Annotated in this window: 17 protein-coding genes; 7 read left to right on the top strand and 10 right to left on the bottom strand. The window is 74.6% G+C overall.

Annotation, left to right across the window (positions count from 1 at the left end):
- Positions 1 to 5: 5 nt before the first annotated feature.
- The gene (locus BLP29_RS03650) at positions 6 to 1,994 is read left to right on the top strand and encodes a TPM domain-containing protein (protein WP_165839263.1); all 1,989 of its coding nucleotides are present in this window, start codon (positions 6 to 8) and stop codon (positions 1,992 to 1,994) included.
- A 171-nt stretch (positions 1,995 to 2,165) separates the two neighbouring features.
- Positions 2,166 to 4,184 carry a TPM domain-containing protein gene (locus BLP29_RS03645; protein ID WP_092799830.1) on the top strand — a complete coding sequence of 673 codons (2,019 nt, stop codon included), beginning with the start codon at positions 2,166 to 2,168 and terminating at the stop codon, positions 4,182 to 4,184.
- Between the two features lie 99 nt (positions 4,185 to 4,283).
- On the opposite strand, the gene BLP29_RS03640 is transcribed toward BLP29_RS03645, so the two are convergent.
- The 6 genes from BLP29_RS03640 to BLP29_RS03615 form a co-directional block, all read right to left on the bottom strand.
- On the bottom strand, positions 4,284 to 5,252 hold the full coding sequence (locus tag BLP29_RS03640; protein WP_092799828.1) for a pirin family protein: 969 nt from the start codon (positions 5,250 to 5,252) through the stop codon (positions 4,284 to 4,286).
- 1 nt (position 5,253) lies between these two features.
- Positions 5,254 to 6,267, bottom strand: a complete 1,014-nt coding sequence (locus BLP29_RS03635; protein WP_092799826.1) for a pirin family protein — start codon at positions 6,265 to 6,267, stop codon at positions 5,254 to 5,256.
- A 154-nt stretch (positions 6,268 to 6,421) separates the two neighbouring features.
- Entirely contained in the window at positions 6,422 to 7,801 is a 1,380-nt protein-coding gene (locus BLP29_RS03630; RefSeq protein ID WP_243469667.1) for a GH1 family beta-glucosidase, read from the bottom strand.
- A gap of 5 nt (positions 7,802 to 7,806) precedes the next feature.
- A complete protein-coding gene (locus BLP29_RS03625; RefSeq protein WP_092799822.1) occupies positions 7,807 to 8,709 on the bottom strand; it encodes a carbohydrate ABC transporter permease in 903 nt (300 codons plus the stop codon).
- Positions 8,706 to 9,707 carry a carbohydrate ABC transporter permease gene (locus tag BLP29_RS03620; RefSeq protein ID WP_133378995.1) on the bottom strand — a complete coding sequence of 334 codons (1,002 nt, stop codon included), beginning with the start codon at positions 9,705 to 9,707 and terminating at the stop codon, positions 8,706 to 8,708. The genes BLP29_RS03625 and BLP29_RS03620 overlap by 4 nt, the downstream gene beginning before the upstream one ends.
- Before the next feature lie 76 nt (positions 9,708 to 9,783).
- Complete coding sequence (locus tag BLP29_RS03615) at positions 9,784 to 11,091, bottom strand: extracellular solute-binding protein (RefSeq protein WP_092799820.1); 1,308 nt, start codon at positions 11,089 to 11,091, stop codon at positions 9,784 to 9,786.
- 192 nt (positions 11,092 to 11,283) lie between these two features.
- Here BLP29_RS03615 and BLP29_RS03610 point away from each other — a divergent pair, with 192 nt between their 5' ends.
- The 4 genes from BLP29_RS03610 (at position 11,284) to BLP29_RS03595 (ending at position 15,889) form a co-directional block, all read left to right on the top strand.
- The gene (locus BLP29_RS03610) at positions 11,284 to 12,321 is read left to right on the top strand and encodes a LacI family DNA-binding transcriptional regulator (RefSeq protein WP_243469666.1); all 1,038 of its coding nucleotides are present in this window, start codon (positions 11,284 to 11,286) and stop codon (positions 12,319 to 12,321) included.
- Between the two features lie 75 nt (positions 12,322 to 12,396).
- The gene (locus tag BLP29_RS03605) at positions 12,397 to 13,995 is read left to right on the top strand and encodes a circularly permuted type 2 ATP-grasp protein (RefSeq protein WP_092799816.1); all 1,599 of its coding nucleotides are present in this window, start codon (positions 12,397 to 12,399) and stop codon (positions 13,993 to 13,995) included.
- Complete coding sequence (locus BLP29_RS03600) at positions 13,989 to 14,939, top strand: alpha-E domain-containing protein (protein WP_092799814.1); 951 nt, start codon at positions 13,989 to 13,991, stop codon at positions 14,937 to 14,939. The genes BLP29_RS03605 and BLP29_RS03600 overlap by 7 nt, the downstream gene beginning before the upstream one ends.
- Entirely contained in the window at positions 14,936 to 15,889 is a 954-nt protein-coding gene (locus BLP29_RS03595) for a transglutaminase family protein (protein WP_243469665.1), read from the top strand. The genes BLP29_RS03600 and BLP29_RS03595 overlap by 4 nt, the downstream gene beginning before the upstream one ends.
- Here BLP29_RS03595 and BLP29_RS03590 read toward each other — a convergent pair.
- Genes BLP29_RS03590 through BLP29_RS03575 form a run of 4 tightly spaced genes read right to left on the bottom strand, consistent with a single transcriptional unit; the run spans position 15,873 to position 19,584 of the window.
- Positions 15,873 to 16,439 (bottom strand): GNAT family N-acetyltransferase, encoded by a 567-nt coding sequence (locus BLP29_RS03590; RefSeq protein WP_133378993.1) that lies wholly within the window; start codon positions 16,437 to 16,439, stop codon positions 15,873 to 15,875. The two genes, BLP29_RS03595 and BLP29_RS03590, sit on opposite strands and share 17 nt — an antisense overlap.
- A 53-nt stretch (positions 16,440 to 16,492) precedes the next feature.
- Positions 16,493 to 17,452 carry a hypothetical protein gene (locus BLP29_RS03585; protein WP_133378991.1) on the bottom strand — a complete coding sequence of 320 codons (960 nt, stop codon included), beginning with the start codon at positions 17,450 to 17,452 and terminating at the stop codon, positions 16,493 to 16,495.
- 7 nt (positions 17,453 to 17,459) lie between these two features.
- The gene (locus tag BLP29_RS03580; RefSeq protein ID WP_092799808.1) at positions 17,460 to 18,170 is read right to left on the bottom strand and encodes a hypothetical protein; all 711 of its coding nucleotides are present in this window, start codon (positions 18,168 to 18,170) and stop codon (positions 17,460 to 17,462) included.
- 7 nt (positions 18,171 to 18,177) lie between these two features.
- Positions 18,178 to 19,584, bottom strand: a complete 1,407-nt coding sequence (locus tag BLP29_RS03575) for a hypothetical protein (protein WP_092799806.1) — start codon at positions 19,582 to 19,584, stop codon at positions 18,178 to 18,180.
- A 118-nt stretch (positions 19,585 to 19,702) separates the two neighbouring features.
- Between BLP29_RS03575 and BLP29_RS03570 the strand changes: the two genes are divergently transcribed.
- Positions 19,703 to 21,502 (top strand): ABC-F family ATP-binding cassette domain-containing protein, encoded by a 1,800-nt coding sequence (locus BLP29_RS03570; protein ID WP_092799804.1) that lies wholly within the window; start codon positions 19,703 to 19,705, stop codon positions 21,500 to 21,502.

Raw genomic sequence — 21,502 nt, 5'->3', positions numbered from 1 at the left:
GGCCCATGCCGCGACCCCGTGCCGTGCCGGCCCGCCTCCTCGCCGTCCTCGCGCTGGGGGTGGGGCCGGTGCAGCTGGCCGGGCCCGCCGCCGCCGACGAGCCGTCGCGGTTGGTCAGCGAGGTCACCGACACCGCCGGGGTGCTCTCGTCGTCCGACCGGGACGCCGTGCAGCAGTCGATCGACGACCTGGTCGCCGACGAGGGCGTGCAGGTCTTCGTCGCCCTCGTCGACTCGTTCGACGGCGCCTCGGCCACCGACTGGGCCGACCGCTCGGCCGAGCTGTCGGACCTGGGGGACGACGACGTCCTGCTCGCGGTGGCCGTCGAGGACCGCTCGTTCGCGGTGTCGGCCTCCTACGAGCTGGTCGACGACGCCGAGTTCCAGGACCTGAACACCGCCGTCGAGCAGCAGATCCGCGACCAGGACTGGGTGGGCGGGGTGCAGGCCCTGACCGACGAGCTGCGGCCCAGCACCACTCCCCGGTACGTGCTGGCCGGCGTGGTCGGTGCTGCCGCGCTCGGTGGCGGGGGGTATGCACTAGTCCGGCGTCGGCGGCGGGCCGCGGAGGAGGCCGCGGCGATCCGGGCGGCCGGGCCGTTCCCCGACGAGAGCACCGACCAGCTGCGCAACCGGGTGGGCAGTGGGCTGCTGGAGGTCGACGAGGCCGTGCGGGCCTGCCAGCTCGACCTCGACTACGCCCGCCTGCAGTACGGCGAGCAGGCCGTCGCCGAGCACGCCGCCACCCTGGCCACCGCGCGCGGCGAGCTCGACCAGGCCTTCGCCGTCCAGCAGGAGCTCGACCTGCTCGAGGCGCCGGACACCCCGCTGGAGGACCGCGCCGTCCGGGAGAAGCTGGCCCACCAGCTCGAGCTGCTGCACGCCGCCGACACCCGCCTGGACGCCGCGGCCGCCGACTTCGCCGCGCTACGCGACCTGCAGAACACCGCACCCCAGGTGCTCGCCGGCCTGGCCGGGCGGGTCACCGCGCTGCGCGGCCGGCTGGGCGGCGAGGCCACCCGGGTCGCCAGCCTGCAGCAGCGCTACGCCGCACCGGCGCTGGCCGAGGTCGCCGACGTGGTCCCACGGGCCGAGCAGTCCGTCACCGCCGCCGAGGCCGCCCTCGCCGCCGGGCAGCAGGCCGTCGCCGCGGGCACCGACGGCCAGGCCGTCACCCCCGTGCACGCCTGCGAGGCCGCCGTCACCCAGGCGCAGACCCTGCTCGACGGCATCACCCGGCACGAGCAGCGGTTGACCGCCGCCGACACGGAGGTGCCGCGGCTGCTGGCCGAGGTGGACGCCGAGATCGCCCGTGTGCGCACGGTGCCGCCGGCCGAGCTCGCGGCGGCCGGTGGGGGAGTGGCGGCCGGCGTGCTGGCCGCCGCCGAGACCGGCCGGGCGGCCGCGCAGCAGGCGTTCACCTCGGTGCCGCGCGACCCGCTGACCGCGCTGGCCCGGCTGACCGAGGCCGACGAGGTGCTCGACGCCGCCCTGCTGGCCGTCGACCAGGCGCGCGACCGGGTGGCCAAGGCGACCGAGGCCCTGCCCGCTGCCCTCGCCGCCGCACGGGCGGCCGTCGGCGACGCGCGGGGCCGGGTCGAGCTCGGCGGGTCCGGCGTCGGCGGGTCCGCGCGCAGTCGGCTGGCCGAGGCCGAGCGGGCCCTGGTCACCGCCGAGGCGACCGGTGGGGCCGACCCGGTGACCGCGTTGGCCGCGGCGGTGCAGGCCCAGGGCGCCGCGCAGGCCGCCCGGCAGCAGCTGCAGGCCGACCTCGCCGCTGCCCGGCGCGCCGCCGATGCGCGCAGCCGGGAGTCCGGGTGGGGCGGGTCCGGTGGCGGGTGGAGCTCGGGCGGCTCGTGGGGCGGTTCCTGGGGTGGCGGGTCGTCCTACCGCTCCCGGTCGCGCTCGTCGTCGCGGTCCTCCTCGCGGTCGTCGTCGCGGCGGTCCAGCAGCAGCCGGTCCAGCGGACGGCGCAGCCGCGGCGGCCGCTTCTGATCCGACCGTTCCGCGGCCCGCGGCGACGTCCGCCCCCCCGTCCCGGCGCGGGCCGCCGCGGTTCGGGCGTGGTCGCTGCGCGGTCGCGAGCCGGGGTGCGGTGCGGCCGTGCAGGGACCGGATCGGACCCGGGCTGCGGCGGGGGTGGCCGGCGGCAGGGACGATGGGGTCATGCGTCTGCCGCTCCGCCTGCTCGCCGGGTCCGCCGTCGGTCTCACCCTCGCGCTCACCGGCGCTGCGCCGGCCCTCGCCGAGGAACCGTTCGCGCCGGTCGACCGCGTCACCGATCAGTCCGACGTGCTCTCCAGCAGTGAGGAGCAGCAGGTCCAGGACGCCATCGACGCCCTCCAGGACGACGGCACGTCGCTGTACGTCGTCTACGTCGACAGCTTCGACGACCTGACGCCGGGGGAGTGGACGCAGCAGGCCTACGCCGACGGCGGGCTGGGTGGCAACGACGTCCTGCTCGCCGTGGCGACGGACACGAACCGGGTCGGCTACGGGACGCAGGAGACCGGTACGAGCCTGCAGTCGATCGTCCAGGACGACGTCGAGCCCCTGCTCTCCCAGGGTGAGTACGCCGCGGCGGCCACGACGCTCGCGCAGGAGCTGCAGCCCAGCGACACCGGCACCTACGCCCTCGGTGGGCTGGTGGGGGTCGCCGTCCTCGGTGCCGGCGGGTACGCCCTGGTGCGCAACCGGCGGAAGAAGAAGGCCGTGGAGGCATCCCGCGCCCGCGCGGCCGAGATCGCCGCGGCCGAGGAGGCCGCCCGCGACCCGCACAACGGCACCTCCACGCAGGACCTGCACTACCGGGCCAGCGGCGAGCTGCTCGCCCTGGACGAGGCGATCAAGACCAGCCAGATCGACGTCGACTACGCCCGGGCCCAGTACGGCCCCGACTCGGTCACCTCGTCGTCGGCGGCGCTGGAGGAGTCCCGCGCCGAGCTGGGCCGCGCCTTCCAGATCCGGCAGGAGCTCGACGACGAGATCCCCGAGGACGAGCCCACGCAGCGCCGCATGCTGGCCGAGCTGCTCGCGCTGACCGGCTCGGCCCGCGGCCGGCTCGACCAGCAGGCCGCCGCGCACCGCGAGCTGCGCCGCCTCGAGGACGACGCCCCTGCCACGCTGCAGCGGTTGACGTCCGACGTCGACCAGGTGCAGGCCCGCATCGCCCCGGCGGAACAGGCCCTGGCCGACCTGCAGGTGCGGTACGCCCGCTCCACCTGGGCCGCGGTGGCCGACAACGGCCGGGAGGCCGCCGAGCGCGTCGGGCTGGCCCGCCAGGCCGTGCAGCACGGGCAGGACGAACTGACCGCGGGTCGGCAGGCCGGTGCCGTGCCGGCGGTGCGCGCCGCCGAGGACGCCCTGGCACAGGCCCGGCGCCTGCTCGCCGCCGTCGACAAGCTCGTCGCCGACCTGCGGGACGCCCCCGCCCGGTTCACCGCCGTGCGGGAGGAGACCGAGCGCGACATCGCCGAGGCGAGGACCTTGCTCGAGAAGGGCGTGGACACCCCCGGCCTGCGGGAGCAGCTGGCCCGGGCCGAGTCCGCGCTGACCGCGGCGCTGCGGCCGGTCCCGGACGGCGAGCTGCCCGACCCGGTCGGCACCACCCGCACCCTCGACGACGCCGACCAGGCGCTGGAGGCCGCGCTCGAGCCGGCCCGCGACGCCCGGCAGCAGCAGGAGCGGGCACTGGCCCACCTCGGTCAGGCGCTCAGCGCGGCGGCCTCCGCCGTCGACGCCACCAACGACTTCGTGGCCACCCGCCGCGGGGCCGTCGGCGCACAGGCCCGCACCCGGCTGGCCGAGGCCGACCGGCACCTCGACGAGGCCAACCGGCTGGCCGCGGCCAAGGACCCGGTGCCCGCGCTGCGGGAGGCGCAGACGGCCGAGCGCATGGCCCAGCAGGCGATGACCGCCGCGCAGCAGGACGTCCAGCGCTACCAGCAGCAGGACGGCTGGGGCCAGGGCGGCGGCTACGGCTACGGCCGGGGCTACGGCCGACGTGGTGGTGGCATGGGCGACGCGGTGGTCGGCGGCATCGCGGGCGTGGCGCTGGGGAACATCCTCTTCGGCGGCCTGGGCGGTGGCTACGGCGGCGGCTTCGGCGGCGGCGACGGCGGCGGGGGCGACTTCGGCGGCGGCGACTTCGGGGGCGGCGGCGACTTCGGCGGCGGAGGCTTCTAGGCCCCACGGTCCGGCGTCACATGACGCTCAGGACCCAGGATGCGCTGGAACTGGGTTCTGACCGTCACATGACGCCTGGTTCGGTGGGTGGGGGCGGGTCTAGCGTTCGCGGCCGCGGGGCTTGAGGGGCACCGGGGGCATGGGCGGGGCGGGGGTGCGCTCGCCGTCCTCGAAGCCCTCGACGTGCCCGAAGCGCTCGCCGGCCTCCCACTGCTCGCGGAAGCCGGCGACCTCCTCGCCCTCGCGGCCGACGAAGTTCCACCACATGACGATCTGCTCCTTGAACGGCTCCCCGCCCAGCAGCAGCAACCGGGACGGCGCGGTGGCCGAGACGCGCAGCGTGCGGCGTCCGGTTCCCAGGTAGAGCATCGAGCCGTGCTCGACCGGGGCGCCCTCGACCACCGAGGACCCCGACGACGCCAGGACGGCGTGCTCGAACCCCGGCTCCAGCGGGATCTCGACGTCGGCCCCGGCGTCCAGCGCGAGGTCGACGCCGACCAGCGGCGAGTACGCCGTCCCGGGGGAGGTGGCCCCGCCCAGCGAGCCCATCAGCACCGTGGCGGTCACGCCGTCGGAGCTGAACCCGGGCAGGTCGGCGTGGTGGGCGAACGCGGGCGCGGTGTCGCGGGCGGCGTCGGGCAGCGCGACCCACAGCTGGGCGCCCTGCAGCAGCCGCGGGTGGGCCACCGGGGACTGCTCGCTGTGGCTGATGCCGTGCCCGGCGGTCATCAGCGCCAGCTCGCCGGGGCCGAACGAGACGTCGCTGCCCAGGGAGTCGCGGTGGTGCACCCTGCCCTCGATCAGCCACGACACGGTCTGCAGCCCGGTGTGCGGGTGCGGGATCACCTGCATGCCGTCGGTGCCCGCGACGTCGTCGGGCCCGTAGTGGTCGACGAACGCCCAGGCGCCGACCATCCGTCGTCCCAAGGTCGGGAGCAGGCGGCGGACCTGCATCTTCTCGCCGAGGGTGACCGTCTTGCCCGGCAGCAGGTCGAGCGCCGGGCGTGCGGCGACGCCCCCGAGCCCGCCCAGCACGTGCGGTTCAGGGCGGGGCTCGAGGTCGCTCACGTCAGGAATCCTGCTCCGTCGCGGCGTGCACGTCGACGGTGTCGCGGACCCCGGTGTGCGGGACGTGCGCCGCGGGGATGCTGCCCAGCCGCCCGGCCTGGTGGTCGGTGAAGGCGTCGATGACCTCCTGGCGGGTGTTCATCACGAACGGCCCGTACATGGCGATCGGCTCGCGGATCGGGCGCCCGCCCAGGATCACCACCTCCAGCGACGGGGTCCGGCTGTCCTGGTGCTCGGCGCCCTTGACCGTGATGGTGTCGCCGGGGCCGAAGACCGCCAGCTGGCCGCCGGTGACCGGGTGGTCGTCGATGCCGACCTTGCCGTTGCCGGAGAGCACGTAGACCAGCGCGTTGAACGACGGGTCCCACGGCAGGTCGAGCGTCGCCCCGGGCGCGATGGTCGCGTGCACCATCGCCATCGGGGTGTACGTCGTGCCCGGGCCGGCGTGGCCGCCGACGTCGCCGGCGATCACCCGCAGGAACGCCCCGGCGTCCGGGCTGGCCAGCAGCACGGCCTGGTCGGCGCGCAGGTCCTGGTAGCGGGGCTCGACCCACTTCTGCGCCTTGGGCAGGTTCACCCACAGCTGCAGGCCGTGGAACAGGCCGCCGCTGACCACCAGCGACTCCGGCGGACGCTCGATGTGCAGCACGCCGCCGCCGGCGGTCATCCACTGGGTGTCGCCGTTCGTGATCGACCCGCCGCCGCCGTGGCTGTCGGCGTGCTCGAAGGTGCCGTCGATGATGTAGGTGACGGTCTCGAAGCCGCGGTGCGGGTGCCACGAGGTGCCCTTGGGCTCGCCCGGGGCGTACTCGACCTCGCCCATCTGGTCCATGTGGATGAAGGGGTCGAGGTCGCGCAGGTCGACCCCGGCGAAGGCCCGGCGCACCGGGAAGCCCTCGCCCTCGAACCCGCGTGGGGCGGTGGTGACGGAGCGGACGCGGCGGCGCACCGTCCGGGGCGCGGGCAGCGGGACCCGGGCCAGCGTGGTGGTGTCCTCGACGGTGACGGCGGGCATCCCGACCTCCTGAGTTGAGTGTTCAACTACTTGCGGAGACGGTAACCCACGGACCCCGGGATGTCTTCCCCGGCCGGATCGGGCAAGGGATCCCCTCCACCACGGATGGACGCCGATCGTGGTGGAAGGGATCCCTTGCCCAGGGGGCGGGGGGTCAGCGATGGGCGCGGATCACCTCGGCGTAGGCCCGGCCGCTGTCCTTCACCGTGCGCACCTGGGTGTCGTAGTCGACGTGCACGATGCCGAAGCGCTGGTCGTAGCCGCGGGCCCACTCGTAGTTGTCCAGCAGCGACCAGGCGAAGTACCCCCGGACGTCGGCCCCGGCGTCGACCGCGGCGGAGACCGCGGCCAGGTGGTCGTGCAGGTACTGCACCCGCTCGGGGTCGTGCACCCGGCCCTCGGGCGTCACCTCGTCGGGCCAGGCCGACCCGTTCTCGGTGATGACCAGCGGCAACCCGGGGGCGACCGAGGAGATCCAGGTGAGCAACGAGGTGAAGGCGGGCGCGTCGATGCCCCAGCCCATCGTCGTGGTGGGCCCCTCGGGCTCGAGGTCGGCGATCGTCCCTGCCCCGATGAACGAGGACTGCTTGCCGGTGGGCTCGCCGGTCTCGCGCACCACCGAGCTGAAGTAGTAGTTGACGCCCAGCCAGTCCAGCGGTGCCGCGATGGTCTCCAGGTCGCCGTCCTCGACCGGCAGCGGTGCGCCGGCCGCGGCGAGGTCGGCGACCACGTCGGCCGGGTAGGCGCCGGTGACCGCGGGCAGCAGGAACATGCGGTTCTGCTGGCCGTCGCAGCGGCGGGCGGCGTCGACGTCGGCGGGGGAGTCGGTGGCCGGGGTCATCGGCGTGAAGTTCAGCGTGAGCCCGAGCGACGTCGCCCCGCGCTCGCGCAGCACCCGGGTGCCCAGGCCGTGCGCCAGCAGCAGGTGGTGGGTGGCCCGCGAGGCCTCGACGGCGTCGGTGTGCCCGGGGGCGTGCTGGCCGGACATGTGGCCCAGCAGCGCGCTGCACATCGGCTCGTTCAGCGTCGACCAGTGGGTGACCCGGTCGCCCAGCGCCCCGTGCAGCACGTCGGCGTACTCGGCGAACCGGTGCGCGGTGTCCCGGTTCGTCCAGCCGCCGCGGTCCTGGAGCGCCTGCGGGAGGTCCCAGTGGTACATCGTCAGCCACGGCTCGACCCCGGCGCCGAGCAGCTCGTCGACCAGCCGGCGGTAGAAGTCCAGGCCGCGCTGCTCGACCCGGCCGGTGCCCTCGGGCAGCACCCGCGACCAGGCCACCGAGAACCGGTACGCCGACAGGCCCAGGTCGGCCATCAGCGCGACGTCCTCGCGGTAGCGCGTGAAGTGCTCGGCGGCCACGTCGCCGGTGTGCCCGAGGTGGGTCTTGCCGGGGGTGTGGCTGAAGGTGTCCCAGATCGAGGGGCCGCGGCCGTCGGCGTGGACGGCGCCCTCGATCTGGTAGGCCGCCGTGGCGGCGCCGAACACGAAGCCGGGCGGGAACCGCACGGTCAGGGGGGCGGGAGCTGTGCTGGTCACCGAGATCAACCCTTCACTGCGCCGGACATGATGCCGCCGACGATCTGCTTGCCGAGGAACGCGAAGACGACCAGCACGGGCAGGGTGCCCAGGAGCGTGCCGGCCATGATCACCGCGCGTTGGGGGACGTAGCCCGAGCCGAGGTTGGCGATCGCCACCTGCACCGTGGGGTTGGCCGCGGTGAGGGCGATGATCGGCCAGAAGAACTCGTTCCAGGCCGTGAGGAACGTGAGCATCGCCAGCACCGCCATCGCCGGGCGGGCGACGGGGAGCACGATGGAGAAGAAGATGCGGTGCGTCGAGGCGCCGTCGACCCGGCCGGCCTCGAGCAGCTCGTCGGGCAGCGCGGTGACCAGGTACTGGCGCATGAAGAAGACGCCGAACGCGCTGACCAGCGTGGGCAGGACGACCGCCTGCAGGGAGTCCACCCACTGCAGCTCGGCGATCATCATGAACAGCGGGATCACCGCGAGCTGGGTGGGCACCATCATCGTGCCGACCACCAGGCCCAGCAGCGGGCCGCTGCCGCGGAAGCGCAGCTTGGCGAAGGCGAACCCGGCCAGCGTGCAGAACAGCACGGTGCCCACGGTGATGCAGCCGGCCACGATCACCGAGTTGACGATCGCCAGCCCGAGCGGCGCCTGGTCCAGTGCCGCCGAGACGTTCTCGAAGAACGTCGCGTTCGGCAGGAACGGCGGCGGGGTCGCGGCGATCTCGGCGTTGGTGTGCGAGCCCGCGACCAGGGTCCAGTACAGCGGGAAGACCGAGACCAGCGCGGTGAGCACCACCAGCGTGTAGGCGACCGGGCCGGCCCGCCCGGCGCGGGCACCGCGCGGACGGCGGCGGCTCGGGCGGGGTGCGGCCGCGGACGCGGGCTCGGGGGCGGGGCGGGACAGGACGGCGGTCATCGACGGGCTCCCTCGCGGCGGGCGCGGAGGCGACCGACACCGAAGGCCGTCCCCACCACCAGCAGGATGATCAGGAACATGGCCCACGCCGTCGTGGCGGCCTGGCCGATGTTGAAGTTGGACCAGCCCTGCTGGTACATCAGCAGCCCCAGGGTCTGGTACTGGTTGCGCCCGCCGCCGCTGGTGGCGCCGTTGCCGCCGAACAGCAGCGGCTCGCCGAACAGCTGCACCGCCCCGATGGTCGACACGACCACGGTGAACAGGATCGTGGGCCGCAGCGACGGGATCGTGACGTGCACGAACTGCCGCCAGCGGCTGGCGCCGTCCATCTCGGCGGCCTCGTACAGCTCGCCGGGGATCGACTGCATCGCGGCCAGGTAGATCAGCGCGTTGTACCCGGTCCAGCGCCAGGTGACGATGACGGCGATGGCGACCTGGCTGGACAGGGTGCCCGACTCCCAGTCGATGCGGTCCAGCCCGACGGCCTCGAGCGCGGTGTTGATGATCCCGTAGTCGCGGCCGAAGAGGGTGGCGAAGACCAGGGTGGCCGCGGCGATGCTGGTGGCGTAGGGCATCAGCATCACGGTGCGGAAGAAGGTGCGGCCGCGGAGCTTGTAGTGCAGCAGGTGCGCCAGCCCGAGGGCCAGGCACAGCTGCGGCACCGTCGACAGCAGCCCGATGGTGATGGTGTTGCGCAGCGCGTTCCAGAAGAACTCGTTGCCCAGCAGTGCGGCGTAGTTGTCCAGGCCGACGAACTCGCCGCCGCCGATGTCCGACAGCCGGGCGTCGTGCAGCGACACCCACGCGGTGAACAGGAACGGGAAGAGGCTGAACGCGCCGAAGACCAGGAAGAACGGGGCGACGTAGGCGTACCCCCACCGGTTGCGCGACAGGGAGGGGCCGCGGCGGCGCGGCGGCCGGACGGCGGCGGGCGGGTCGGTCACGGCGGGCTCGACGGTCGCGGTGAGCGTCCGCGGGCTGTCGTCGGCGAGGGTCACGGGGATCTCCTGCGGGGCTGGTGGCGGAGGGGGGCACGCGGCGCCCGGGGGTCCGACCCCCGGGCGCCGCGGCGGGTCAGCCGGTGACCTGCTCGATCGCCGCCAGCGCGTCGTCGTAGGCCTGGTCGGGGCTGCGGCTGCCGTCGGCCACCGTGGTCAGGGCCTGGGAGAAGGCGTCCTGGATCTGGGTGTCGTACGGGCTGATCGGGTTCCGTCGCACGGCGTCGGCCGCCGTCCCGAAGATCTCGCCGATCGGGGCGTCGCTGAAGTACTCACTGGTCGCGCCGGTCACCTCGGGGCTCTCGGCGGCCACCGAGCTCGACGGGAAGAACCCCTGGGAGACGAACATCTTCACCTGCTGCTCGGGGGCGGTGAGCCACTCGACCAGCTCCTTGGCCTCCTCGACGTGCTCACCGCTGCTGGGCACCCCGAGCCACGAACCGCCCCAGGTGCTGCCGGCCTGCGACTGGCCCGGCAGGGTGGCGATGTTCCACTTCCCGGCGCCCTCGTCGCCCAGCTGCGAGGTGATGTAGTTCAGCATCCACGAGGGGCAGGCGATGGTGGCGAAGCCGTCGTTGGCGAAGGCGGCGGTCCACTCGTCGCTGAACTGGCCGAGCTGGGCGGTCAGCCCGTCGCCGGCCGCGCGGCTGGCCAGCCCCCAGGCGGTCTGGACGCCGTCGCTGTCCTCGACCACGGGGTTGCCCTCGTCGTCGGCGTAGGTGACCTCACCCTGACGGACGGCGGGGGCGAAGACGCTGTTGGGGCTGTCCACGAACGCGGTGCCCTCCGGCCGGGTGGGCGAGGAGGAGAACTGCTGACCGGTGGCGATGTAGTCGTCCCAGGTGGGCCACAGCGCGCTGACGGCGGCGGGGTCGGTGGGCAGGCCGGCCTCGGCGAAGAGGTCCTGGCGGTAGCACATGGCCTGCGGGCCCGCGTCGGTACCGAGCGCGATGGTCCGGCCGTCGGTGGTGCTGGCCTGGTCCCACTTCCAGTCGTAGAAGGTGTCCTGGAGGTCGGCGGCGTCGTCCTCCGCGGCGAAGTCGACGAAGGCGTCGGCGTGGTTCTGCACGACGTCGGAGACGAAGCCGATCTCGATGCCCTGGATGTCGGCCATGCCCGAGCCGGCGGCCAGCCGGGTCTGCAGCGCCTGGTAGTACGGGCCGCTCTGCGCGACGACGGTCTGCTCGATCTTGATGTCCGGGTGCAGTTCCATGTACTCGTCGTAGAGCCCGGCCTCCTCGTAGCCGAAGGTGCCGTACAGGCCGAGGGTGAGCGTGGTCTTGCCGCCGTCGTCGTCCCCGGCGTCGCCGCCGCAGGCCGAGGTGAGCAGGGCGAGGGAGACGGCGGCCGCAGCAGCGGCCTTGGCCCTCCGGGACACGAGCATGGGGAACCTCCGAGGTGAGCCGCCGGGTCGGTGCGCCTGTGCCCTCCGGCGGGGCCGTGAGAACGCTCTCACGGCCTGCACGGCAGAGAGTGGTCGGGCTCACACGAGTCTGTCAAGAACCTGTCCCGAAAATGTGGGAGCGCTTCCACGACAGGCTTCCCAGGACGCCCCGGATGCCGCACGATGGCCCCCGTGACCACCGACCTCACCCACGGCGCGCGCCCCGGCGTGCCCACCCTGGACGAGGTCGCCGTGCTGGCCGGGGTCTCCCGCGCGACGGTGTCCCGGGTGGTCAACGAGTCGCCGCGGGTGAGCCCCGAGGCGCGGGTCGCCGTGCAGGCGGCCATCGAGCAGCTGCGCTACGTGCCCAACCGGGCCGCCCGCAGCCTGGTCACCCGGCGCACCGACACCATCGCGCTGGTGCTCAGCGAGCCCAACAGCCAGGTGTTCTCCGACCCGTTCTTCGCCAGCATCGTGCACGGGGTCTCCGCCGCCCTGGCCGAGACCGACCTGACGCTGGTGCTGCTGACCGCCCGCGACGCCCGTGAGCAGCGCAAGATCGCCCGCTACGCGCGGCAGGGCCACGTCGACGGCGTCGTCCTCATGTCGCTGCACAGCGAGGACCTGCTGCCCGACATGCTCAGCGAGGCCGCCGTCCCGCTGGTGCTGTGCGGGCGGCCCTACGACGGCCGCGAGGTGGCCTACGTCGACGCCGACAACCGCGGCGGGGCGCGGGTGGCGACCGAGCACCTGCTCGGGCTGGGCCGGCGGCGCGTGGCCGCGCTCACGGGGCCGATGGACATGATCGCCGGGGTCGACCGGTACGCCGGCTGGGTGCAGGCCCTGGCCGACGCCGGCCGCGAACCCGACCCCGCGCTCGTCGCGCACGGTGACTTCACCGAGGCCGGCGGCGAGGCCGCGATGGCCCGGCTGCTGGACCAGGCCCCCGACCTCGATGCGGTGTTCGTGGCCTCGGACCCCATGGCGGTCGGCGCGCTGCGGGCCCTGCGTGCGGCCGGTCGGCGGGTGCCCGAGGACGTCGCCGTGGTCGGGTTCGACGACGCCGCGGTGGCCACCACCTGCGACCCGCCGCTCACCACCGTCGCCCAGCCGCTGGACCGGATGACCACCGAGCTGGTGGACCTCCTGCGCGCCCGCATCGACGGCGAGGCCGGACCGACCGAGAGCCGGACCTGCCCGACCCGGTTGGTCCGCCGCGCCTCCGCCTGACCGCCGACCCTCCCTTGCCCGCGGGCCCCTGCGCGCCGAAACGCGCCGTTCACGGCCGGGAACTAGGTTCGCCCCATGGCGGACCTCTTCGACGGCTACCCCCTGGGGGAGCAGTGGGACGAGATGTTCGGCGCGCCGGCCCAACCCAGGCCCCCGTACGCCGGCCTCTTCGGATCGCTGCAGCACATCTCGGGCGAGGAGCTGGCGGCCCGCGCCGACGTGCTGAGCCAGACCTACCGCGACGCCGGCGTCACCTTCGCCCACGCCGGCGAGGAGCAGCCCTTCCCGCTCGACATCGTGCCCCGGGTCATCGGCTCCGACGAGTGGGCGCACGTCGAGCGCGGGGTGGCCCAGCGCGTGCACGCGCTCGAGGCTTTCCTGGCCGACGTCTACGGCGCCGGCCAGGTGTTCGCCGACCGCGTCGTGCCGCGCCGGGTCATCACCACCAGCGCGCACTTCCACCGGGCCGCGCACGGGCTCGTGCCGCCCAACGGGGTGCGGGTGCACGTGTCGGGCATCGACCTGGTGCGCGACGAGGCCGGCGACTTCCGGGTGCTCGAGGACAACCTCCGCTCACCCTCGGGCGTCAGCTACGTGATCACCAACCGGGCGGCCATGAGCCAGGTGCTGCCCGAGCTGTTCGGCGACCACCGCATCCAGCCGGTCGCCGACTACCCCAGCAAGTTGCTCGCGGCGCTCAAGGCCTCGGCGCCCTCGACGGTCGGTGACCCGACGGTCGTCGTCCTCACCCCGGGCGTCTACAACTCGGCCTACTTCGAGCACGCCCTGCTGGCCCGCCAGATGGGCGTCGAGCTGGTCGAGGGCCGCGACCTCGTCTGCTCCGGTGGCCAGGTCAGCATGCGGACGACGGACGGCCAGCAGCGGGTCGACGTCATCTACCGCCGCATCGACGACGAGTTCCTCGACCCGGTGCACTTCCGCTCCGACTCCGTGATCGGCTGCGCGGGCGTGCTCAACGCCGCACGCGCCGGCCGGGTCACGATCGCCAACGCGGTGGGCAACGGCGTCGCCGACGACAAGCTGATCTACACGTGGGTGCCCGACCTCATCCGGTACTACCTGAACGAGGAGCCGGTGCTGGCCAACGCCGACACCTACCGGCTCGACGACCGCGACGCGACCGAGTGGGTGCTGGAGAACCTGTCGTCCCTGGTGCTCAAGCCGGTGGACGGCTCCGGCGGCAAGGGCATCGTCATCGGCCCGCGGGCCGACGAGCAGACGCTCGAGGCGCTGGCGGTGAAGGTGCGGGAGAGCCCGCGCGACTGGATCGCGCAGAAGCCGATCGGGCTGTCGACGTCCCCGACCCTCATCGACGGGCGCATCGCACCCCGGCACGTCGACCTGCGCCCCTTCGCGGTCAACGACGGCAACGACGTGTGGGTGCTGCCCGGCGGGCTCACCCGGGTGGCGCTGCCCGAGGGCGAGCTGGTGGTCAACAGCAGCCAGGGCGGGGGGTCCAAGGACACCTGGGTGATCTCCGGCCCGCGGCCGGCCGACGCGCCGGTGCCCGACCGCACGCAGATCGAGTTCACCACCGCCGACCTGCCCGACGAACCGCCCGCCCAGGACCCGGGTCCGGCCAACGACAACGCGGTCGGCCAGGGCCAGCAGCAGCAACAGCAGCAGCAGCGGCCGGGGGTGCCGTCGTGCTGAGCCGCATCGCGGAGTCGCTGTTCTGGATCGGGCGCTACGTGGAGCGCGCCGACGACACCGCCCGCATCCTCGACGTGCACACCCAGCGCCTGGTCGAGGACCCGTGGATCGACGAGCGGCGGGCCTGCCACAACCTGCTCTCGCTCATGGGCATCCCGTGCGACCCGGCCGAGGCCGACACCGAACGCGTGCTGGCCACCCTGGCCTTCGACCGCATCGCGCCCAGCTCGATCGTCGGTGCGCTCAGCGCCGCCCGCGAGAACGCCCGCGGTGCCCGCGAGGTGCTCTCGGCCGAGATCTGGGAATCGCTCAACGTCACCCACAACGCCCTGCCGCAGCAGCGCACCATGGCCCGCCGGTACGGGCCGCACTCGCTGTTCCGCTTCGTCCGCGAGCGCTCGGCGATGGTGTTCGGCCTGGCCGACGCCACGATGAGCCGCGACGAGAGCTGGCTGTTCCTCATCCTGGGCCGCTCGCTCGAGCGCGTCGACATGACCAGCCGCATGCTCTCCACCCGGGTGCTGGCCGGTGACGCCGCGCCGTCCTGGACGCTGGTGCTGCGCTCGACCGGGGCCTACGAGCCCTACCTGCGCACCTACCGGGGCGCGGTGAACTCCAGCCGGGCGGCGGAGTTCCTGCTGCTGGACCGGCTGTTCCCCCGGTCGGTGTTCGCCGCCCTGGAGCAGGCCGAGGGGTGCCTGGCCGAGCTCGAGCGCTCCAACGTGCGCGACGGCCACCGCATCGGCGTGGCCGGCGAGGCGCACCGGATCGTCGGGCGGGCCCGCACGATGCTCGAGTTCATGGGCACCGACGAGATCCTGGCCCAGCTGCCCACCCGCCTCGACGAGCTGCAGCGCACCTGCTCGGCGGCCAGCGAGGCAGTGACCAGCAGGTTCTTCACCGAGCAGGCCCCCCAGGTGTGGGTCCCGGAGGGTGCACTGTGAACCAGTCCCAGGGGCAGCGCTCGCCCGAGCCCGTCACCGGCCCGCTGCCGCGGTCGGCCGTGCCGCAGACCGGCGTGCTCTCGGCCCAGCCCGCGCCGCACGGGGTCGAGCGGTGGCGGCTGCAGATCGTGCACCGCACGAAGTTCTCCTACGCCGGCCCGGTGCGCAGCTCCTACAACGAGGCGCGCATGACCCCGGAGAACACCACCCGGCAGACCACGCTGCGCTCGCGGGTCGAGGTCGAGCCGGCCGCGACCATGCAGGCCTACCGCGACTACTGGGGCTCCACGGTCACCGCGTTCGACCTGCACGGCCCGCACCGCGAGCTCGCCGTCGTCGCCACCTCGGTCGTGGAGGCCGGGCCCGAGCCCGAGCAGGCCGAGGTCGTCGGCTGGGACGCCCTGTCCGACCCCGACGTGCTCGACCGCTTCGGCGAGATGCTCGCCCCCACCCGGCTCACCGCGATGGACGCCCCCGTCGTCCGCGCCGCCCGCGAGGCCGTCGGCGACGTCGACCCGCGCGAGGCCGGCCTGCGGATCTGCCGGTTCGTGCACGACCACATGCAGTACCTGTCCGGCTCGACCGACGTGCGCACCAACGCGATGCAGGCCTGGACCCGCGGGCAGGGCGTCTGCCAGGACATGGCGCACGTGTCGGTCGGCCTGCTGCGGGCGCTGGGCATCCCGGCCCGCTACGTCTCGGGCTACCTGCACCCGCGCCCGGCCGCCGGCATCGGCGAGCCGGTCAAGGGCGAGAGCCATGCCTGGGTCGAGTGGTGGGACGGTGCCTGGACCGGCTACGACCCCACCAACGTCGTCGAGATCGGCACCCGGCACGTCACGCTGGGCCGCGGTCGCGACTACAAGGACGTCCCCCCGCTCAAGGGCATCTTCTCCGGCCCGCGCAGCGAGGGGCACTCGGTGGTCGTGGAGGTCACCCGCCTGGCCTGAGATCCATCGGGGGCAGGTGGGCCGTGCGCTCGGGGACCCGTGAGCGCCACCAGTCGGGGGCGGCGGTCAGCCAGGTGTCGCCGAGGTCGGTGAGCCGGCCGTCGCTGCGCAACGAGGCCCAGCCCTGGGCCACCCGCACGCCCGCGGCGACCATCAGCAGCTTCGCCGCGACCCGCAGCCGGCGGTGCTCGGGGGCCACGAACACCTGGCCGACCACACCGGTGCCCGCGCTCCACCGCACCGCGCCGACCTGGTTGGCCCAGCCGACGTCGAGCTGCTCGAGCGTCGCCGCGCCGACCAGCGTGCCGTCGTCCAGGTGAGCCGTGGAGAAGGCGACGAGGTCGACGTCCCCGCCGGGTGCCTGCGGCCCGGCGGCGCGCAGCACGCACCACAGGTGCGGTGCCTGCGGGGCGACGTCCTCGGACACCAGCACCCGCGACGGCGCCCGCCCCGGCTGCGGCACGTGCGCCTCCACCTGCCAGCCGGCGGGCCGGGACGGCGGGCCGGGGTGGTCGACCACGGCACCGTCGGGGAAGGCTATCGAGGCCACGCCGACCAGCACGTGCCCGTCGCCCACCGGGTGACGGGCGTACCAGAGCGAGGTCAGCGGGGCGCCCGGCGACGGGCGAGCACGAGGCCGGCGGCCCCCGCCACCAGCAGGCCGCCGCCGACCGCGGCCATCGGGCCGACGTCGGCGCCGGTCAGCGCCAGGGTCGAGGCGCCCGGGGTGGTCGCCGCGTCCGTCGCCGTGCCGGCGGTCGCATCGGCGACCACCGGGACGCCCGGCGCAGCCGCGGTCGCGTCGGGGGCGGCCCCGGCCATGCCCGGGGCGGGCGGCACGGCGGTGTCGCCGGGCTGCCCCGCGGAGACCGTGACCAGCGGGTCGAAGAAGGTGATCGTGCCGATGACGTCGTCCGGCCGGGGCTCGATGTCCCACTGCAGGGCCTGCACCACGGCCGGAGCTCCGACAGGGGCAGTCGCGCCCGTGCCGTCGAGCTCGGAGAACTCCGTCTCGAGCGGCATCCAGTAGCCGCCGACCCCGTGCACGACGGCGTTCTCCGTCGTGGGGAGGGTGAATCTCCGCGATGTCGGAGCGGCGATCTGCTCCACGGTGAACGTCTGCCGCCCGTTGACCGACAGCATCCCGTCGACGATGCCCGGGGAGCCCTCCGGGAAGACGCACAGGCCGGTCGAGACGGTGGTGCAGATGGCGCTGACCTCGGCTCCGTCGTCGCTGTCCGGGTCCGGCAGGGTCACCTTGACCTGCGCTCCCGCCAGGTCCTCCTCCTCCGGCGCATCGACCTCCGCTGCCGGGGCGACGTAGACCTGCACCTTGCCCACCCCGAACTCCACCCGGTCGGATTCAGAGCCCAAGTAGGAGACCGGCGAGGTCGTCAGCACCCGCGGAGCGGCGACCGGGGCCTCGTCGGGCGTCTGGTCGACCGGGGCGGCGGGGTCGACCATCGCCGACGCGGCCGGGGCCAGCACCGTGCCGAGGGCGGCCGTGGCGAGCAGCAGGCCGCCGACCTGCAGGGGACGGCGCACGAGCGGGCGAGAGGTCACGCGACCCCTATCGGCAGTGCCCGACCCGGTTGGTACGTGCCGAGGCCGTGGGCTCGTCCCGGACCAGCAGCCGGGTGGGCAGCCCGATCGCCTCGTCCTCCGGCGTCATCGGCGGCGGACGCTCGCCGCCGGCCGGCACCCGGGCCCGCCACGCCTCGGACTGCGCCGACAGCCACGCATCGCCCAGGTCGGTGACCCGGCCGTCGCTGACCAGCGGCGCCCACCCCAGGGCCACCCGGACGGCGTCGGCGGTGATCACCACCCGGGTGCCGACCCGGCGCCGCCGGGCGCGCGGGGCGACGTAGACCTGCGACACCAGACCGCTGGACGGCGACCAGCGCACGGCCGCCACCTGGTCGGCCCAGGTGACCCCGGCGTCGGCTAGGTCGGCGGCGGGGACCACGCGGCCGTCGGCCAGCGCCGTGGTGGAGAAGGCGACCAGGTCGACGGCGTCGCCGGCGCCGGCCGGGCCGAGGGTGAACCACAGGTGCGGCGACCCGGGCGCCAGGTCGGGGGAGACCCGCACCAGCACGGGGACGTGGCCGGCGTCCCGCACGTGCGCCTCGGCCAACCAGCCCGTCGGGTGGGCCGGCGGGCCGGGCAGGTCGACCACCGCGCCGTCGGGGAAACCCGGCCCGGCGACGCCGACCAGCACCACCCCGCCGTCCGGGACGGTGTGCCGGGCGTACCAGACGTCGGTGCCGACGGTGGGGGTCACGCGGGGATCATGCCGTCCGACGACGCCGCGTGCCGGCGAACGCCAGCGCCGAGCCCGCACCGACGGCCAGGGCGCCGAGGCCGAGCAGCGGGGCCACGTCCACACCGGTCGTCGCGAGGACCGCGTCGCCGCCCGCGGTCACGGTGAAGGTGACCGTGCTGGTCGAGCCGCTGGTCAGCCCCACCGCCGTGACCGTGTGCACGCCGACCTCCAGGCCCGCGGGGACGGTGAAGGTGAAGGTGGCGACGCCCTGGGCATCGGCGACCGCGGTGCCCAGGTCGACCGGGGTCGAGTACAGCGTGCCGCGCACCGTCTCACCGGGGGTGAACCCGCCGGCCGTGACGGTCTGCTGCCGACCCACGGCCAGCGTCGCCGACGCGGCGGTGGCGGCGCCCGGTGCCGAGGTGGGCGGCGCAGGGGTCGGGGTCGGGGTGAGCGGGGTGACGGGCACGCCGAGGCTCAGCAGCAGCGGGGTGTCGCGCTCGGTCGTGGTGGTGGCCGGGGCCACGGTGAACCGGGTGCGCTCGGTGCCGCGGATGAGCAGGTAGTCACCGGGCAGGTAGCGGCCGTCGAACGTGGCCAGGCCGGAGGCGTCGGTGGTGGCGGGGACCGGTGTCGACCCGTTCGCGCAGCCGTTTCCGACGGCCGGGCACAGCAGCACCCGGGTGCCGGCCGGTGCGCCGTCGACCACGGCCACCCCGAGCGCCCGGTAGCCGTGCCTGACAGCCAGCCGCAGGTCGCTGTCCAAGCCGGGGCTCGCGGTGGTGTCCGTCCACCCCTGGACGGACATGGGTGCAGCCAGCAGCTGACCCGACGTCGGCGGCTGCACGAGGGTGAGGGTGAAGACGGAGTCGGCCGGCAGGGTCGGGGCCGGGCCCGCACCGTAGTCCTGGGTCTGCAGCGAGTGGCCGGGACGGAACCTGCAGTCGGTGATGAGGGGGCTCGACGGGTACGGGGCGACGAGGTCGCAGGTGCCGCTGGCCGTGGACGGCGCGCCGCCCATCTGGCTGAAGCGGATCTCGAGCTGCGCGCCGGCGGCGGCCAGGACCGCGCCCGCGGGCAGGGGGTCCGCGGTGGTGTTCAGGGACGGGTTCAGCTTGCCGGTGCCGAAATGGGCGCCGGGCGGGTTCGCCGCGGCGACCTGCGGCGCCGCCCCGTCCTGGTCGGCCGACTGGTCGGTCACGGACGATCCGCCCCCGGTGGTGTCGGTCCCGGTGGTGGTCGACGTGGTGGTCGACGTGGTGGGGGCGGGGGGCAGCACCTGCGGGGTGCCGGCATCGGCCGACGGGTCGGCCTGCGGCGTCGGGAGGTCCTCGGCGAGGGCGGCCGGGGAAGTGGCCAGGCCCACGGTGGTGGCGGCGAGGAGCAGCCCGCCCAGCTGGAGGGGGCGGCGGGCGAGCAGACGGGAGGTCACGCCGCGCCTATCGGCAGTGCCCCGGCAGATCGGCACGGCCGGCCCGCGGTGCTCTCCCCGGCGGGCGCTGCGGGCCGCCGCACCGGCGCCGACCCGCATGCCGGACCATGGGTGCTCTATGACGACCCCCCTGAACCTGGTCTCGCTCGAGCGGGTCTCCAAGGCGCACGGCACCACGGTCCTGCTCGACGACGTGTCCCTCGGCATCGCGGCCGGTGAGCGCATCGGCGTCGTCGGCCGCAACGGCGGTGGCAAGTCCACCCTGCTGTCGGTGATCACCGGCGCCCAGCCGCCCGACGAGGGCCGGGTGACCATGCGCGGCGGCACCGCGATGGGCGTGCTCGACCAGAGCGGCACACTGCCCGCGGGGACGACCGTGCACGACGTCGTCCTGGCCGGGTTCGGCGCCGAGCACGAGTGGGCCGCCGACGCCGCCGTCCGGTCGGTGCTCACCGGGCTCGAGCTCGACCGGTTGGGCCTCGACGCCCCGGTCGCCCCGATGTCCGGGGGTGAGCGCCGTCGCGTGGCGCTGGCCGCGCAGCTGGTGCGCCCGCTGGACCTGTTGGTGCTCGACGAGCCCACCAACCACCTCGACGTCGAGGGCGTGGCCTGGCTGGCCGAGTACGTCAAGGCGCGCGCCGGCGGCATGGTGGTCGTCACCCACGACCGCTGGTTCCTCGACGAGGTCTGCACGACCACGTGGGAGGTCGCCGACGGCTCGGTCTACGCCTACGACGGCGGCTACTCGGCCTACACGCTGGCCCGCGCCGAGCGCGCCCGGATCTCCAGCGTCACCGAGGAGCGCCGGCTCAACCTGGTGCGCAAGGAGCTCGCCTGGCTGCGCCGTGGCCCGCCGGCCCGCACCAGCAAGCCAAAGTTCCGCATCGAGGCCGCCCAGGCGCTCATCGCCGACGAGCCGCCGGCCCGCGACTCGATGCAGCTGGCGAACTTCGCTGCGCGCCGGCTGGGCAAGACCGTCTACGAGCTGGAGCACGTCGACTACGCCGTCCCGACCGACGACGGCCCGCGCACGCTGTTCCGCGACCTGACCTGGAACGTCGGCCCCGGTGACCGGATCGGCGTGGTCGGGGTCAACGGCGCCGGCAAGACCTCGCTGCTCAAGATGCTGGTCGGGGAGAACGAGCCCGACGCCGGCACGGTGAAGGTCGGGCAGACCGTCTCGGTGGCGTACCTGTCCCAGCACGTCACCGAGCTGCCGCCCAAGGCGCGGGTGCTCGAGGCCGTGCAGGACGTCGCCCGGGTCGCCCGGCTGGGCAACCAGGAGATCTCGGCGTCCACGCTGGCCGAGCGTTTCGGGTTCGCCGCCAACCGGCAGTGGACGCCGGTCGGCGACCTCTCCGGGGGTGAGCGCCGTCGGCTGCAGCTGCTGCGCCTGCTCATGGCCGAGCCGAACGTGCTGGTGCTCGACGAGCCCACCAACGACCTCGACATCGACACCCTGACCGCGCTCGAGGACCTGCTCGACGGGTTCCCCGGCACGGTGCTGGTGGTCAGCCACGACCGCTACTTCGTCGACCGGGTCTGCGACACCGTCGTCGCGCTGCTCGGCGACGGGTCGCTGGCCCAGCTGCCCGGGGGCGTCGAGGAGTACCTGCGCCGCCGTGCCGCCGGTCAGGCCCAGCTCTCGACCGCCGCCGGGGGCGACCTGGGGACGACGGCTGCCGCCCCGGCGGTGAGCGCCGCCGAGGCCCGGGCCGCGCGCAAGGAGGTGCAGAAGCTCGAGCGCCGCATGCTCAAGCTCGACGCCGACGAGAAGAAGCTGCACGACCAGCTGCTCGCCGCCTCCACCGACCACGCGAAGGTCGCGGAGCTGAACGCGCAGCTGCTCGCCGTCCAGGCCGAGAAGGAGCAGACCGAGACCGCCTGGCTCGAGGCCGCCGAGCTCGCCGAGGGCTGA

The organism is Klenkia marina (assembly GCF_900101025.1).
Taxonomy (GTDB): Bacteria; Actinomycetota; Actinomycetes; order Mycobacteriales; family Geodermatophilaceae; genus Klenkia; species Klenkia marina.
Note: the sequence above shows the minus strand (reverse complement) of the source record. Positions and strands in the feature narration are given on the sequence as shown.